Origin of the sequence: Pseudomonas sp. FSL R10-0399, assembly GCF_009600165.1 — a bacterium.
Taxonomy (GTDB): domain Bacteria; phylum Pseudomonadota; class Gammaproteobacteria; order Pseudomonadales; family Pseudomonadaceae; genus Aquipseudomonas; species Aquipseudomonas helleri.
Genome location: NZ_WIWK01000042.1, coordinates 14155 through 29557, shown reverse-complemented (window position 1 = coordinate 29557; position 15403 = coordinate 14155). Strand labels below are relative to the sequence as shown.

15 protein-coding genes are annotated in these 15403 nt (G+C 60.0%); 8 read left to right on the top strand and 7 right to left on the bottom strand.

Annotated elements, in window-relative coordinates; genetic code table 11:
* Positions 1-5 precede the first annotated feature (5 nt).
* The 4 genes from adk to GHO41_RS14070 all read left to right on the top strand — a co-directional run bounded on the left by adk (position 6) and on the right by GHO41_RS14070 (position 2778).
* Positions 6-653, top strand: coding sequence for an adenylate kinase (adk, locus tag GHO41_RS14085; protein ID WP_048368134.1), 648 nt, complete (start codon positions 6-8; stop codon positions 651-653).
* Positions 654-748: 95 nt separating this feature from the next.
* The gene (gene tsaB / locus GHO41_RS14080) at positions 749-1435 is read left to right on the top strand and encodes a tRNA (adenosine(37)-N6)-threonylcarbamoyltransferase complex dimerization subunit type 1 TsaB (RefSeq protein WP_153326159.1); all 687 of its coding nucleotides are present in this window, start codon (positions 749-751) and stop codon (positions 1433-1435) included.
* A gap of 172 nt (positions 1436-1607) precedes the next feature.
* Entirely contained in the window at positions 1608-1904 is a 297-nt protein-coding gene (locus GHO41_RS14075; RefSeq protein ID WP_048368132.1) for a hypothetical protein, read from the top strand.
* Between the two features lie 4 nt (positions 1905-1908).
* A complete protein-coding gene (locus GHO41_RS14070) occupies positions 1909-2778 on the top strand; it encodes a DUF72 domain-containing protein (RefSeq protein WP_153433892.1) in 870 nt (289 codons plus the stop codon).
* On the opposite strand, the gene GHO41_RS14065 is transcribed toward GHO41_RS14070, so the two are convergent.
* Positions 2775-3395: a hypothetical protein gene (locus GHO41_RS14065; protein WP_048368129.1), complete on the bottom strand. Its 621-nt coding sequence runs from the start codon at positions 3393-3395 to the stop codon at positions 2775-2777. The two genes, GHO41_RS14070 and GHO41_RS14065, sit on opposite strands and share 4 nt — an antisense overlap.
* A 92-nt stretch (positions 3396-3487) precedes the next feature.
* Between GHO41_RS14065 and GHO41_RS14060 the strand changes: the two genes are divergently transcribed.
* Complete coding sequence (locus GHO41_RS14060) at positions 3488-4270, top strand: class I SAM-dependent methyltransferase (RefSeq protein WP_048368128.1); 783 nt, start codon at positions 3488-3490, stop codon at positions 4268-4270.
* A gap of 98 nt (positions 4271-4368) precedes the next feature.
* Here the strand turns inward: GHO41_RS14060 and GHO41_RS14055 are convergent, their stop codons facing one another.
* Positions 4369-5007: a TetR/AcrR family transcriptional regulator gene (locus GHO41_RS14055; protein WP_048368127.1), complete on the bottom strand. Its 639-nt coding sequence runs from the start codon at positions 5005-5007 to the stop codon at positions 4369-4371.
* 90 nt (positions 5008-5097) lie between these two features.
* On the opposite strand from GHO41_RS14055, the gene GHO41_RS14050 reads away from it, so the two are divergent.
* Complete coding sequence (locus GHO41_RS14050) at positions 5098-6198, top strand: efflux RND transporter periplasmic adaptor subunit (RefSeq protein WP_048368125.1); 1101 nt, start codon at positions 5098-5100, stop codon at positions 6196-6198.
* 5 nt (positions 6199-6203) lie between these two features.
* A complete protein-coding gene (locus tag GHO41_RS14045) occupies positions 6204-9272 on the top strand; it encodes an efflux RND transporter permease subunit (protein ID WP_048368124.1) in 3069 nt (1022 codons plus the stop codon).
* 121 nt (positions 9273-9393) lie between these two features.
* Here the strand turns inward: GHO41_RS14045 and GHO41_RS14040 are convergent, their stop codons facing one another.
* On the bottom strand, positions 9394-9792 hold the full coding sequence (locus GHO41_RS14040) for a YbaY family lipoprotein (RefSeq protein WP_123749714.1): 399 nt from the start codon (positions 9790-9792) through the stop codon (positions 9394-9396).
* 83 nt (positions 9793-9875) lie between these two features.
* On the bottom strand, positions 9876-12383 hold the full coding sequence (plsB, locus tag GHO41_RS14035) for a glycerol-3-phosphate 1-O-acyltransferase PlsB (protein ID WP_048368121.1): 2508 nt from the start codon (positions 12381-12383) through the stop codon (positions 9876-9878).
* 241 nt (positions 12384-12624) lie between these two features.
* Here plsB and GHO41_RS14030 point away from each other — a divergent pair, with 241 nt between their 5' ends.
* Positions 12625-12834 carry a cold-shock protein gene (locus GHO41_RS14030; protein ID WP_048368120.1) on the top strand — a complete coding sequence of 70 codons (210 nt, stop codon included), beginning with the start codon at positions 12625-12627 and terminating at the stop codon, positions 12832-12834.
* A 98-nt stretch (positions 12835-12932) separates the two neighbouring features.
* On the opposite strand, the gene GHO41_RS14025 is transcribed toward GHO41_RS14030, so the two are convergent.
* From GHO41_RS14025 to dapE, 3 genes are all read right to left on the bottom strand, one after another.
* Entirely contained in the window at positions 12933-13307 is a 375-nt protein-coding gene (locus GHO41_RS14025; protein ID WP_048368119.1) for a hypothetical protein, read from the bottom strand.
* 79 nt (positions 13308-13386) lie between these two features.
* Positions 13387-14196, bottom strand: a complete 810-nt coding sequence (locus tag GHO41_RS14020) for a putative RNA methyltransferase (protein WP_153433891.1) — start codon at positions 14194-14196, stop codon at positions 13387-13389.
* Positions 14196-15347, bottom strand: coding sequence for a succinyl-diaminopimelate desuccinylase (gene dapE / locus GHO41_RS14015; protein ID WP_048385577.1), 1152 nt, complete (start codon positions 15345-15347; stop codon positions 14196-14198). Before dapE ends, GHO41_RS14020 begins: the two co-directional genes overlap by 1 nt.
* Between the last annotated feature and the right edge of the window lie 56 nt (positions 15348-15403).

Here is a 15403-nt window from a genome sequence, read left to right as displayed (position 1 = left end):
CATCGATGCGCGTAATTCTGCTGGGAGCTCCCGGGGCCGGTAAAGGTACTCAGGCGAAGTTCATCACTGAAAAATTTGGCATCCCGCAAATCTCCACCGGCGATATGTTGCGTGCTGCGGTCAAGGCTGGCACCGAGCTGGGCCAGAAAGCTAAAAGCATCATGGACAGCGGCGGTCTGGTTTCTGACGATCTGATCATCAACCTGGTCAAAGAGCGCATTGCTCAGCCAGATTGCGTCAACGGTTTCCTGTTTGACGGTTTCCCGCGCACCATCCCTCAAGCTCAAGCACTGGTCGACAACGGTGTAGAGCTGGATCACGTGGTTGAAATCGCCGTAGAAGACGAAGAAATCGTTCAGCGCATCGCCGGTCGTCGCGTTCACGAAGCGTCGGGCCGCGTTTACCATATCGCGCATAACCCGCCAAAGGTTGAAGGTAAAGACGACGTGACCGGTGAAGACCTGGTTCAGCGTAAAGACGACACCGAAGAAACCGTTCGTCACCGCCTGTCGGTTTACCATTCGCAAACCAAGCCGCTGGTGGATTTCTACCAGAAGCTTGAGTCTGCCCAAGGCAAACCCAAGTACAGCCACATCGCCGGTGTTGGCTCGGTAGAATCGATCACCGCCAAGGTGCTTGCAGCCCTGAGCTGATAAGTCGATTTTGCTTGGTGACAACAGCCCGCTTGCGGGCTGTTGTTGTTTATACTGCTGCACTTTTTTCAATTTTGATTCTGACGGGAACACCGATGAGCACCTTGCTGGCCCTGGATACCGCGACTGAAGCTTGCTCTGTTGCCTTGCTGCACGATGGCAAGGTCACAAGCCACTACGAGGTGATCCCGCGCCTGCATGCGCAAAAGCTGTTGCCGATGATTAAAGATCTGCTGGCCCAGGCTGGCGTTGAGCTGTCGGCGGTCGAGGCGATTGCCTTTGGTCGCGGGCCGGGTGCGTTTACCGGTGTGCGCATCGCCATCGGCGTGGTGCAAGGCCTGGCCTTTGCCCTGGAGCGCCCGGTATTGCCTATCTCCAACCTGGCAGCATTGGCCCAGCGTGCCTATCGCGAGCACGGCGCGACCCAGGTGGCATCGGCCATTGATGCGCGCATGGACGAAGTGTATTGGGGTTGCTACCGCGAGCAGGCCGGTGAAATGCGCCTGCAAGGCGTCGAAGCGGTGTTGCCACCTGAAGCCGCTGCGTTGCCGGACGGCGCCAGCGGTGACTGGTTTGGTGCAGGCACCGGCTGGGGCTATGCCGAGCGCTTGAACGTCAAACCAACGGCGCTGGACGCTGGCATGTTGCCTCACGCTGAAGACTTGCTGACCCTGGCGCGTTTTGCCTGGGCGCGCGGCGAAGCCATCCGCGCTGACGATGCGCAGCCGGTGTACCTGCGCGACAAAGTAGCGGCAACCCGCGCCGAGCGTGGTCTTATCTAGCCCAGCTATTATTGGATCGGGTTGTGGGAGCGGGCTTGCTCGCGATTGAATCGGCAAGGTGTAACAGGCATACCGCGTTGCCTGCATCGCGAGCAAGCCCGCTCCCACAGGACTATTTGCTTAGTCGGGCCAACGCCGCTAAATTGCCAATACCGCTACCGAGCTTGCACTTATGCGTATTGACGGCTTTTCCTCCCAGTCTTACCCCATCAAGCGCAAGCCGCGTAAAGGCAAGGTGCAGGTTGATGAGTCGGTAGAAGACAGCCCGGCTGAACTTGAAAACCTGCCGCAAGTCACTCGCCAGGCCTCGTCGGGTGAGCGCATCAGCCAACTGCCGGTGCGTTCCCAGGACATGATTTTCCAGCGCGGGATGAGCAAAAACGCCGCCAGCGCCCTCGCCAGTTACCTGACTACCCAAGGCTTTGTTGATTGGGAAATAGAAGTGATGGGGCTGGACCTGTACATTTGACGGCATGACTGACGCCCAACTGCCTTATTACCTCGGCTGCCCGTCCTGGAGTGAAAACGCCTGGCGTGAAGGCCTGTACCCCCAAAATGCCCAACCCACCGAGTTTTTGAGCCTGTACGCGCAGGTGTTCAATACCGTTGAAGGCAACACCACGTTCTATGCCAGCCCCAAGCCCGCCACGGTGGCGCGTTGGGCAAGCAGCATGCCCGAACATTTTCGCTTTACGGCCAAGTTCCCCCGTGAGATCAGCCACGGCGGCGATTTGCGTGAGCAAGGGCAGGCAATCGAAAGCTTCCTGCAGTTGTTAAAGCCACTGGGGCCGCGCGTGGCGCCGTTCTGGCTGCAACTGCCCGCAAGCTTCGGGCCGCAGCGGCTGGCCGAGCTGGTGAGCTTCATCGATGACTTGCAGCGTCCATTGGCCGTTGAGGTGCGTCACCCGGAATTTTTTGCCAAGGGCGATGCCGAGCGCTTGCTCAATCGCGTGTTGATGGAGCGCGGGGTTGAGCGTATTTGCCTTGATCCGCGGGCGCTGTTCAGTTGCGACTCCAGCGACCCGGCGGTGCTGCATGCCCAGTCGAAAAAGCCCAAGGTACCGCCACGACCGGCGGCGTTTACCCAATGCCCGCAAGTGCGCTTTATCGGGCGCCCGGAACTGCAGGCCAATGACCCTTACTTGAAACCCTGGGTGGAGAAAGTCGCTGGCTGGATCGAAGAAGGCCGCAAGCCTTATGTCTTTTTGCACACCCCGGACAACCACCGGGCACCGGAGCTGGCGCGGCGTTTTCATCAGCAGTTGACTGAGCGCTTGCCGGGGCTGCCCGCACTGGCCCACTTGCACACGCCGCAAACCACCGAGCAACTGGGGCTGCTTTAAGCCGCCAGGCGCAGGTTATTGACGATCAATGGGCGCGCCCAGGCGAGGTCAAAGTCCATCGCGTTCTGCTGTTCAATCAAGGTGGCGACGTCGAATGGCTCGGCGGGTTTATCCAGCAGGTCCATTTCAAATTCGGCAATCGGTAAGTGCAAAGGCCGAGGCTCAGGCGCCGGACCCGGCTCGGGCAACGGCTGACCTTGGGCCATGACCAATGGACGAACCCAGGCGTCGTTGAACGCCTGCAGGTGCTGTTGTTCGGCGATGACATCCGGCGGGAAGGGCAGCGCGGTAGGCGGCAGCAAATCCAGCTCGAACTCAGCAATTGGCAAGAACAACGCTTCGGGCGGTTTGATCTCGGTGTCCTGCACGTTGCAATGGCGCTGGGTCACGATGGCGCTCAGGACATCATTGCCGCCGCTGGGCTCGGCATTCTCGTGCGCCGCCGCGAGGGGCATCTCGATGGCCGGGAATTCATCCGTCGCCGACTGCTCTGCCATGGCCTGGGCATAGAAGTCCTTCCACAGGTGATTGACGCTGCCTGTGACTTGCGAATTGTGTCGGCCAAAGTCGCCAATGGGGGCGATAAAGCCGATGGATGCGGAATGAATGTCTGACATAGCTCTCGGTCGACGCCCAGCTCTGGCAAAATGCCGGATATTTCATTTATCGGCAGCGTTTGCCGATCATTAAATTTTTGAGCGTGTTTTAAATGATTGAGCAAGCAGCGGGCAGTCGTATCAAAGTCGAAGCGTTGGACGAGGCTTATCAGGCCCTGGCCGAGCAATGGGCTGAGCGCCTGGGGCTGCCGTTGGACGAGCCGCAGGCTGACTTTGCCTTGCAGATCGGCGACCAGGGGTTGCAGTTGCAACAGCTGGGCCCGGATGCCCCCGGCCCGGTGCGGGTTGATTTTGTGGAAGGCGGCGCAGCTCACCGGCGCTTGTTTGGTGGCGGCACCGGGCAAATGATTGCCAAGGCTGTGGGAATTCAACAGGGCGTACGCCCGCGCGTGCTGGATGCCACGGCGGGGCTGGGCAAGGACGCATTCGTGCTGGCGAGCCTGGGCTGCGAGATGAGCCTGATCGAACGCCAGCCCTTGATCGGCGCCTTGCTGGAAGACGGTTTGGCCCGTGGCCTGGACGACTTTGAGGTGGCGCCGATTGTGTCGCGCATGCACTTGCTCAAAGGCAACTCGATTGAAGTGATGCGCAACTGGGAAGGCGAGCCGCCGCAGGTGATCTACCTCGACCCGATGTTCCCGCACCGAGAGAAAACCGCCCTGGTGAAGAAAGAAATGCGCCTGTTCCGCCCGTTAGTAGGGGATGACAACGACGCACCGGCCTTGCTTGAGGCGGCGTTGGCGCTGGCCACCCACCGCGTGGTGGTCAAACGCCCGCGCAAGGCCCCGTGCATTGCCGGCCCCAAGCCGAGCCACGCGCTGGACGGCAAATCGAGCCGTTACGACATCTACCCGAAGAAGGCGTTGAAGCCTTAAGCGCTATAAATCCCGCTGTAGGAGCGAGCTTGCCTCGCGATCTTTTGATCGTTAAAAAGATCGCGAGGCAAGCTCGCTACACAGGGGGTGTGGGCCTTTCAGTTCGCCCGATAAGCCCGCATAAACACTTCGACCACTTCCTGTATATGCGCCTCGGTTTCTTCGTCGGTCAGCACGCCGCCGTAGCCATACAGCAGGCGAAAGTTGGGCGAGCCCTTGAGCATGCAGAAGAAGTGCTCCGCCGCGTAATGCGCACGCTCAATGCGCAGGGTACCGGTGTTGTGAATCTTGTTCAGCAGGCGCTCCATTTCCAGCACCACCCGCTCCGGCCCCGCCTCAAAAAAGATCTGCGACAGCTTCGGGTCCTGGGTGCCCAGGGTCACCATCAATCGATGCAGGTTGAGCGACTCTTCGCTGTTGATCAGCGCCACAAACCCCCGGCCAATGGCGAGCAAGACCGTTTCAATCGGTACGCCGTCGGGCAGTTCAAAAAACAAATCCGGTAACTGTTCAGAGCACTTGGCGAGGATCGCCGAGGAGAACAGCGTCTCTTTGTCGGTGAAATGGCTGTAGACCGTCAGTTTTGAGACCCCCGCCAGGGTCGCGACCGCATCCATGCTGGTGTTGGCATAGCCATGGGTCAGAAACAGGGATTTCGCCGCATCAAGGATGGCCTGGCGTTTTGCCATGTCCTTGGGGCGTCCGAGTGCAGTGGGGGGTAAATGATCGTCAGACATATCCGTTTATTACTGGACTGGTGAGTTTAGTATTAATAACATGCCGTCCAGTATAAATATTCCAAGCCTCATTAGCGAAAGGTCATCCCCATGTTGCGCCATGCCTTGCCCCGCGCTTTGCCTGTCTGTCTGGTGTTTTTGCTGTCTGCGTGTGGGCAGGAGCAGCCCGTCAAAGTCACTGTTAGCCCGGCGCTGGTGGTTCAGCCGCAGCCTTCGGCGTTGGCGATGCAAAGTTATCCGGGCGAGGTGCGGGCACGGTTTGACCCGCAACTGGCGTTCCGCATCGGCGGCAAAGTGACCAAGCGCCTGGTGGATGAAGGCGAGCGGGTCAAGGCGAATCAGCCGCTGGCAGAACTCGACCCGCAAGACGTACGGCTGCAACTGGATGCCACCCGCGCGCAAGTCACGGCGGGGCAGGCCAATTTGAATCTGGTGCGTGCCGAGCGTGATCGCTACAAAACCTTGCTCGACCGCCAGATGGTCAGCCGTTCGCAGTTCGACAATGCCGAAAACCTCTACCGCGCCGGTGAAGCCAAGCTCCAGCAGCTTAAGGCCGAGCAGGACGTGGCCAGCAATCAGGCCAGTTATGCCGTGTTGCGCGCGCCACAAGACGGCGTGATCGCTCAGCGTCAGGTAGAAGTGGGGCAAGTGGTGGCCGCCGGTCAAACCGTGTTTACCCTGGCCGCCGATGGCGAGCGTGAGGTGCTCATCAGCTTGCCGGAACAAGCCTTTGGCCGTTTCAAGATCGGCCTGCCGGTTGAGGTTGAACTGTGGTCGCAGCCGGGCCAGCGCTTCAGCGGGCGGATTCGTGAGCTGTCGCCGTCTGCTGATCCAAAATCGCGCACTTTCGCCGCCCGAATCGCTTTCACCGAAGGCAAAGTCCCTGCCGAGCTGGGCCAAAGTGCCCGGGTTTTTATCCCGAGCGAAGGGGTGAGCCCCTTGTCGGTGCCGCTCTCGGCCCTGACCGCAGAAAACGGCGCGACCTATGTGTGGCGCGTTGGCCAGGGCAACAAACTGGAGCAGGTGCCTGTGCGGGTCGGACCGTTTGGCGAGAACAGCGTGCCGGTGCTCGAAGGGCTCAAGGCCAATGACTGGATTGTCTCGGCTGGCGTGCACGTGCTGCATCAGGGGCAGGAGGTACGACCTATTGATCGTTCCAACCGAACGATCAATGTCGCGGTGAAGGAGTAATCCAGATGGGTTTCAACCTTTCCGCCTGGGCGCTGCGCAACCGCCAGATCGTGCTGTTTTTGATGCTGTTGCTGGCTGTGGTTGGTGCGCTTTCTTATACCAAGTTGGGACAAAGCGAAGACCCGCCGTTCACCTTCAAGGCCATGGTCATTCGTACGTTGTGGCCGGGTGCGACCGCCGAAGAAGTGTCGCGTCAGGTCACCGAGCGCATCGAAAAGAAGCTGATGGAGACCGGCGAATACGAGCGCATTGTTTCGTTTTCCCGGCCTGGCGAATCGCAAGTGACCTTTATGGCCCGCGACTCGATGGACTCTTCGCACATCCCGGACCTGTGGTATCAGGTGCGCAAAAAAATCAGCGACATTCGCCATACCTTGCCGCCTGACGTGCAGGGGCCGTTTTTCAACGATGAATTCGGCACCACCTTCGGCAATATCTACAGCCTGAGTGGCGAAGGTTACGACTACGCGGTGCTCAAAGACTACGCCGACCGCATCCAGATTCAGCTGCAACGGGTCAAGGATGTGGGCAAGGTGGAGTTGCTCGGCCTGCAAGATGAAAAGATCTGGATCGAACTGTCCAACCTGAAACTGGCGACCTTGGGCTTGCCGTTGGCGGCGGTGCAACAAGCGCTTCAAGAACAGAACGCGGTATCGACCGCAGGTTTTTTTGAGACCCCGACCGAGCGCGTGCAATTGCGCGTTAGCGGTAATTTCAAAACCGTTGAAGAGATCGAACGCTTCCCGATTCGGGTGGGTGAGCGCACGTTGCGCATCAGCGACGTGGCCGATGTGCGCCGTGGGTTCAATGATCCACCAGCACCGCGCATGCGCTTTATGGGTCAGGACGCTATTGGCCTGGCCGTGGCGATGAAAGACGGCGGCGACATTCTGGTGCTGGGCAAAGCCCTCGAAGTCGAATTTGAGCGTCTACAACGCAACCTACCGGCCGGCATGAAACTGGCCAAGGTGTCGGATCAGCCGGCTGCGGTAAAAACCAGCGTCGGTGAGTTCGTTCAGGTGCTGGTGGAGGCTTTGGCGATCGTGTTGCTGGTGAGTTTCTTCTCGCTGGGCGTGCGCACCGGCATGGTGGTGGCCCTGACCATCCCGCTGGTGCTGGCGATGACATTCGCCGCCATGCATTACTTCGGCATTGGCCTGCACAAGATCTCGCTGGGTGCGCTGGTGCTGGCGCTGGGCCTGCTAGTGGACGACGCGATCATTGCCGTTGAAATGATGGCGATCAAGATGGAGCAGGGCTACGACCGGCTCAAGGCGGCGAGTTTTGCCTGGACCAGTACCGCGTTCCCCATGCTCACCGGCACGCTGATCACAGCGGCGGGCTTTTTGCCGATTGCCATGGCGCAGTCGAGCACCGGTGAGTACACCCGCTCGATTTTCCAGGTGGTCACCATCGCACTCTTGGCATCGTGGATTGCTGCCGTGGTGTTCGTGCCGTATCTGGGCGCGTTGCTGTTGCCGGATCTGGCCAAGCTGCATGCCGCCAAACACGGCACCGGCGCGGGCGCTCCGGACCCGTATGGCACACCGTTTTATCAGCGCATTCGACGTTTGGTGGAGTGGTGCGTACGCCGCCGCAAAACCGTGATCGCGCTGACCGTGCTGCTGTTTTTGGGCTCGGTGGTGCTGTTCAAGTTTGTCCCGCAGCAGTTCTTTCCGGCCTCCAGCCGCTTTGAACTGATGGTCGATCTGAAGCTGGCCGAAGGGGCTTCGCTGAGCAACACCACGGAACAGGTCAAACGCCTGGAAAACCTGCTCAAGGATCACCCCGGCATCGAGAACTACGTGGCCTACGCGGGTACCGGTTCGCCGCGCTTTTACTTGCCGCTGGACCAGCAGTTGCCGGCCGCCAGCTTTGCCCAGTTTGTGGTGCTGGCCAAGACCATTGAAGACCGCGAAAGCCTGCGCACCTGGCTGATCGATACCCTGAACGAGCAGTTCCCCACGGTGCGGGCGCGGGTCACCCGTCTGGAAAACGGCCCGCCTGTGGGGTATCCGGTGCAGTTCCGGGTGACCGGCGAACACATCGAAGAAGTCCGGGCGCTGGCGCGTAAAGCGGCGGCCAAGGTGCGCGAAAATCCGCACGTGGTAAACGTGCACCTGGACTGGGAAGAACCGAGCAAGGTGGTGTACCTCAATGTCGATCAGGACCGGGCGCGGGCGCTGGGCGTGAGCACCGCCAACCTGTCGCGGTTTCTGCAAAGCACCTTGCTGGGCTCGACCGTCAGCCAGTACCGCGAAGACAACGAGTTGATCGAGATCCTGCTGCGCGGCACCCCTCAGGAGCGGACCGAGTTGTCGTTGCTGCCGAGTTTGTCGGTGCCCACCGACAACGGTCAGAGCGTTGCCTTGTCGCAAATCGCGACGCTGGAATATGGCTTTGAAGAAGGCATCATCTGGCACCGCAACCGCTTGCCGACAGTCACCGTGCGCGCTGACATCTACGGCAAGGAGCAACCGGCCACTTTGGTACAGCAGATTTTGCCGACCCTGGAAGGGGTTCGCGCTGAACTGCCGGATGGCTATTTGCTTGAAGTGGGCGGCACCGTGGAAGACTCCACCCGCGGCCAGGATTCGGTGAAAGCCGGCGTGCCGCTGTTTATCGTGGTGGTGCTGACGTTGCTGATGGTGCAACTGCGCAGCTTCTCGCGCATGGCGATGGTGTTTTTGACCGCGCCGCTGGGGTTGATCGGTGTGACCCTGTTTTTGCTGGTGTTCAACAAGCCATTTGGCTTTGTGGCCATGCTCGGCACCATCGCTTTGTCGGGGATGATCATGCGTAACTCGGTGATCCTCGTGGACCAGATCGAGCAGGACAAGGCGGCGGGGCTGGCCCCGTGGCAGGCGATTATTGAGGCGACAGTGCGGCGGTTCCGACCGATTGTGCTGACCGCTCTGGCGGCGGTGCTGGCGATGATTCCGCTGTCACGCAGCGTGTTCTTCGGCCCGATGGCGGTGGCGATTATGGGCGGCCTGATCGTGGCCACGGCTTTGACGCTGCTGTTCTTGCCAGCGCTGTATGCCGCGTGGTTCAGGGTGAAAAAGCCTGAGTGAGGGCTAAAGAACCTGTGGGAGCGGGCTTGCTCGCGATGCTGGCGGTGCGGTGGTTCTGCATGTCCGCGTTGCTGCCATCGCGAGCAAGCCCGCTCCCACAGGGGAATAAGCAATTAGTTGCTTAACGCACCTGATCGACGCGCAAGCGAATCGGTTGCAGGGTTTTGGCGTTCAGGTCAACGCTGTTGCGTTCGGTGCTGATAAACAGCAATTTGCCGTCTTCTTCGATCCGCGCGCTCACCGCATAGGTGTGCCCTGGTTTGACGTCTGCGGGATCATAGGTGAGGTGGAACGGCAGTGGCACCTGGCCTTTGATGGTGCCGCTTTGCTTGGCCAGGGTCACGGCCGGGGCGTCGGCCAGCGACACGTCTTGCAGGCTCACTTCAAGGGTGGCGGTGGGCGGCAGGGCGATGCGTTGCAGGTAAAACACTTCGCCGTCGAGGGTGGCTTGCGGGGTGGAGTTCATCGAGCTGCAGGCTCCGAGCAAGGCCGTGAGGCTGAGTAAAAGGATTTTTTTCATGGCAGTTTCCAAAGGATTAACAGAATAAAGTCGCCGATGTGTACACCCGGCCAATCACTGCATGAGTGGCCGGGTGTTCTTGGTTAAGGCGTTTTTTCGAGCGGCGGTGGTGGTTGGTCTTGTGCATCTTCACTGCGATGCAGTGCCACCTGGCGGATCGACAGGCGAATCTCAGGCGGCAGCACGCGTTTAGCCGCGCCTTCGGCCAGTTCACCCAGCACTTCACGATAGCTCAGCTTGCCGTTGGCATCGCGGCGCAACACGTCTTGCTCCAGCAATGTCTCGATAAAGTGACGGAACAGGCTCTTGTCGAAAAACTCGGGGGCGTTGAGCCCGTGCAGGATCGACAGGCGCTGGGCCATCATCGTGCACAGGTCTTCCAGTTCTTCACTGCTCAATGTGTTCTGGCCGCTGTTAAGCAGCAGCGAGATGGCCATGTAGAAGCGCTGCAAGGTTTGCGCAATGCTCTTGGACAGCAGCGTCAGCAGCACAAAGTGCCGTGAGCTGGGGGCCGGGCGCAGGTAAATGTCGTTTTCGAAGCGCAGCAACCCTTGCTCGACAAAGGCTTCAAGCCATTGATCAACCACACCGTCGAGCTCGTCCAGTGACCAGCGGATAAACAGCTCCGATTGCAGGTACGGGTAGAGTGCGCGGGTGTAGCGCAGGATTTGCTCGCGGGTCATGCGTGACGAGCTTTGGAAGAAACTGGCCAGCAAGGCGGGCAGGGCAAAGATGTGCAGCACGTTGTTGCGGTAGTACGTCATCAATACCGCGTTCTGCTCATCCAGATAGAGGATTTTGCCCAGCGCGTCACTTTGCTCAGACAGCAAATCCATGGCTTTGACGTGTTCGATCAAGGCCTGGCCATCGCCGTCGGGCAGGGTGGTGTGCGGCGAGTAAGGCACACGCCGCAGCAACGCCAGGTACAGGTCCAGCACCCGCGCCATCGCCCGGTCGTCGAGTGCCAGTTTGCTGGTCGACAACAAGGCCAGCGCCACCAGGTTGACCGGATTGATCGCCGCCGCTTCGTTGAGGTGCCGGGCGACTTTCTCGCCCAGGCGGTTGGTGGTGGCATTCAACCAGTCAGGCCGGTACAGCGGTGCCAGCTCTTGCTTGCGCCAGTCGGGTTGTTCCTGGTCGAGAAACTCCGCCAGTTTGATCGGCTCGCCAAAGTTGACTGCCACCTGGCCAAACTTCTGTTTCAGAGCGCCGATGACTTTGAAGATGTCGAAAATCGATTCTTTTTTCTTGCTCGCGCCGCGCAGTTCGCCCAGGTACGTGCGGCCTTCGAGTACGCGCTCGTAGCCGATGTACACCGGGACAAAGACGATGGGGGTGCGTGAAGAACGCAAGAAGCTGCGCAGGGTGATGGCCAGCATCCCGGTTTTCGGTTGCAGCATGCGCCCGGTGCGCGAACGCCCGCCTTCCACGAAGTACTCCACCGGGAAGCCTTTGGTGAACAGGGTGTGCATGTACTCATTAAACACCGAGGTGTACAGCGGGTTGCCCTTGAACGTGCGGCGCATGAAAAACGCCCCGCCGCGCCGTAGCAGCGGGCCGATCACCGGCATGTTGAGGTTGATCCCGGCGGCAATGTGCGGCGGGGTCAGGCCGTTGCGAAACAGCAAGTAGGACAGCAGCAGGTAGTCAATGTGGCTGCGGTGACACGGTACGTAGATGATCTCGTGGCCTTGGGCGACGTCTTGCACGCCCTTGATGTCGTTGACTTTGACGCCGTCGTAAATCTTGTTCCAGAACCAGCTCAGGATCACTTCAAAGAAGCGGATGGCGGTGTAGGTGTAGTCCGAGGCTATTTCATTGGCGTAGCGCAGGGCCTGGGCCTTGGCTTTTTCCGGGGAAATATTCTCGCGCTGGGCCTCATCGAGGATGGCCTGACGAACCGCGGGCTCATTGACCAGGCCTTTGACCAGCGTGCGCCGGTGCGAGAGGTCGGGGCCGATGGTGGAGATTTTAAGGTTACGAAAATGCACACGCAAAATGCGTTGGGCCATGCGCACCGTACGCTCGTGACCTTTGTTGAGGTCGATCAGCTCGCGTAAATGGATCGGCGCAGAGAACTGCACACGGGTTTTTCGACCCAGAATCAGAATGCGTAACAGCCGGCGTAGACGCCCGGTAACCGCCCAGCTGTCGGCAAACAGCAGCTTCCATGGGCTGGACTCGCTGTCGGGTGATTGGCCCCAGAACACGCTGACCGGAATGATTTGTGCATCCTCAGTCGGGTTGTGGGTCAAGCCATCGACCAGACGGGTCAACGTGGGCGGCGCGCCGCGTTTGTCCTGACGGCCGAGCCAATCGGGCTCGGGGGTCAGGTAAAAGAACGCAGCGGGTTCGGTCATGGCCCCGACGGCAACGGGCAACACCGGGCGTGGCAGACCCACTTTGGTGCACTCGGCATCGACCACCGCCAGTTCGGTGATCGACGGCGATTGCAGGACGTAGAACACCGGTCGGCTGCGGTCCAGGCTCAGCGCCAGGGAGGACTGGTTAATAGTCTCCGAACGTACCCACAGGTACAGCAAGCGACGCAGGGCGCCAAAGACGAGACGGTGGAATGGGGAGCGGGTCATACGGCTTCTGCGTTAGTGGATTAAAACGAGTGTTTACTCGGGTTGGTAGTGTGCCGTATCTCTGGAAAATCGGCAAAAAAGCAGCGAACTAATATTGATTGAGTGTTCTTCGCGCTGACATATACTCGACCCTCTTTCGCCTTATGGCGTAAGACAAGGTCTTGGAAAGTTAAGTTCGAGTAAAAGTTCTTGGCGGGCCAACCAATGCGCCCATTCAAAAAATAAAAAGGGGGAAGGATCTATGAGCACACGTTTGACTGGCAATGTGAAATGGTTCAACGACGCCAAAGGCTACGGTTTTATCCAGAGTGAAAGCGAGGGTGATGTGTTTGTGCATTACCGCGCGATTCGCGGTGAAGGCCATCGTTCCTTGACCGAAGGCCAGCAGGTTGAATACACCCGCGTGTCCGGTAACAAAGGGTTTCAGGCAGAAGACGTGGTAGGGCTGTAACCCCACAAAACGTGTAGGAGCGAGCTTGCCTCGCGATCTTTTGATCCTTTAAAAAGATCGGGAGGCAAGCTCGCTCCTGCAGGGTATTGCTGTATGGATCAGGACGTGCGCCAGATGATTTCTTCTTCGCCGTCTGCGCTGACGCGGATCCAGCGGTCGGCGTCTTCTTCGCCTTCTTCTTCAATCCAGGTGCCCGGCGCGCAACGGACTTCTACGTTCAATGCCGTGAAGGCGTCACGGGCGCAGGCGATGTCGTCGTCCCACGGTGTTTGGTCGCTTTCCAAGTACAAACTGTGCCATTTGCCCACGGCCTTTGGCGTCCAGGTCACCGGGACTTTGCCAGCGGTGCATTTCCATAGCTGGCCTTTTTGCTTCCACTCCGTGCATCCGCCTAGCGCCTTGGATAACCAGTCGACGATTTCTTTGTGGGTGAGCGGTTCCTTCAGGTAAATCTCAATATCGGGCTGGCGCATGGATGGTCCTCACTCGTGTCTGAAAAATCCATTCGCGGATTCGTCGGGCCTGCCGCTGGGGTGGCAGGCCGTAAAAGGGTTATTGAAGCACGAAATAATCGTAACGCATGGACACGGTCACCTTTAAAGGCTCCGGGTCTTCGATGACCTGTGCCCGGCGTTCGGCACTGGCGCGCCAGCCGTGCGGGGTCATGGCCAACAAGTTGGCGCGGTCCTGGGGCTCGCTCAGGCTTAAGGTGAACTCCAGTGTTTCACTGTGTTGCAACTGCATGCCGTCCGGCACCAGTGCCAAATGCTTGTCGTCGCTGTAGTCGCGCACCTCGTCGTAGAGCCGCTCACGCAGCTCCATCAGGTGACCACGGGTCGGCCCTACGCGCATCAAACCGCCGCCGGGGCTGAGCAAACGCTTGGCTTCAAGCCAGTCGAGCGGGCTGAATACGCTGGCAAGGAACTGGCAGCTGGCATCAGCCATCGGCACCCGCGCCATGCTGGCGACCAGCCAGCTCAGGTTCGGGTTGCGCTTGCAGGCGCGCTTGACCGCTTCACGGGAGATGTCCAGGGCGTAACCGTCGGCATTGGGCAAGGCGTCGGCGATTTGCGCGGTGTAGTAGCCCTCGCCACAGCCGATGTCGAGCCAGCGCTGCGGGGCACGCTCGGCGGCCAGTTCGGCCAGACGCTTGGCAACCGGCGCATAGTGGCCCGCGTTGAGGAAATCGCGGCGGGCTTCAACCATGGCCTGGTTGTCACCAGGGTCTCGGCTGTTTTTGTGCTGCACCGGCAACAGGTTCAAATAACCCTGGCGGGCACGGTCAAAGCGATGGCCCGCGGGGCAGGCCACGCCATTGTCGAGCGCCGTCAGCGGCGCTGCGCAAATAGGGCAAGCGAGCATCAGGCGAGCAACTTGATCAGGGTGTGGTAGTAGATCTCGGTCAGCACGTCGAGATCACTGGCCAGTACCCGCTCGTTGACCTGGTGGATGGTCGCGTTGACCGGGCCCAGTTCAACCACTTGAGTGCCCAGGGTGGCGATAAAACGCCCGTCCGAGGTGCCGCCGCTGGTGGAGGCTTTGGTTTCGCGGCCGGTGACCTGTTTGATGCTCGACGACACGGCGTCCAGCAGGGCGCCCGGCTCGGTCAGGAACGGCAGTCCGGACAGCGCCCACTCGATGTGCCAGTCCAGGCCGTGCTTGTCGAGGATATCAGCGACGCGCTGCTGCAAGCCTTCAACGGTGGATTCGGTAGAGAAACGGAAGTTGAAGACCGCCACTAGATCACCGGGGATCACATTGGTCGCGCCGGTGCCCGAGTTAAGGTTGGAGATCTGGAAGCTGGTCGGCGGGAAGAACGCGTTGCCGTCATCCCAATGCTCGGCGGCCAGTTCAGCCAGCGCCGGTGCCGCCAGGTGGATCGGGTTCTTGGCCAAGTGCGGGTAGGCAACGTGGCCCTGAACACCGCGAACGGTGAGCTTGGCGCCCAGCGAGCCGCGACGACCGTTTTTCACCACGTCACCGACCAGGGTGGTGCTCGACGGTTCGCCAACGATGCACCAGTCCAGACGCTCGTTGCGCGCGGCAAAACGCTCGACCACCGCCTTGGTGCCGTGGTGGGCCGGGCCTTCTTCGTCGCTGGTGATCAGAAACGCAACCGAACCCTTGTGGTCCGGGTAGTCCGCAACAAAGCGCTCAGCGGCGACCAGCATGGCCGCGAGGCTGCCCTTCATGTCGGCGGCGCCGCGTCCGCAGAGCATGCCGTGTTCGTCGATCACTGCGTCAAACGGGTCGTTCTGCCAGGCGTGCACCGGGCCGGTCGGCACCACGTCGGTGTGGCCGGCGAAGCACAGCACCGGGCCTTCGTGTTTGCCGTGGGTGGCCCAGAAGTTATCAACGTCTTCGATGCGCATCGGTTCCAGCTTGAAGCCGGCATCACCCAGGCGTTGCATCATCAGCTTCTGGCAGTCGGCGTCGATCGGCGTCACAGAAGGGCGACGGATCAGATCGCAGGCAAGTTGCAGGGTCGGCGAAAGGTCGGCATGGGCCGTCATGATAGGGACTCCGAAGCGGGACAAGTGCGGGCGGCACGGCACAAAAGGGCGGTTAT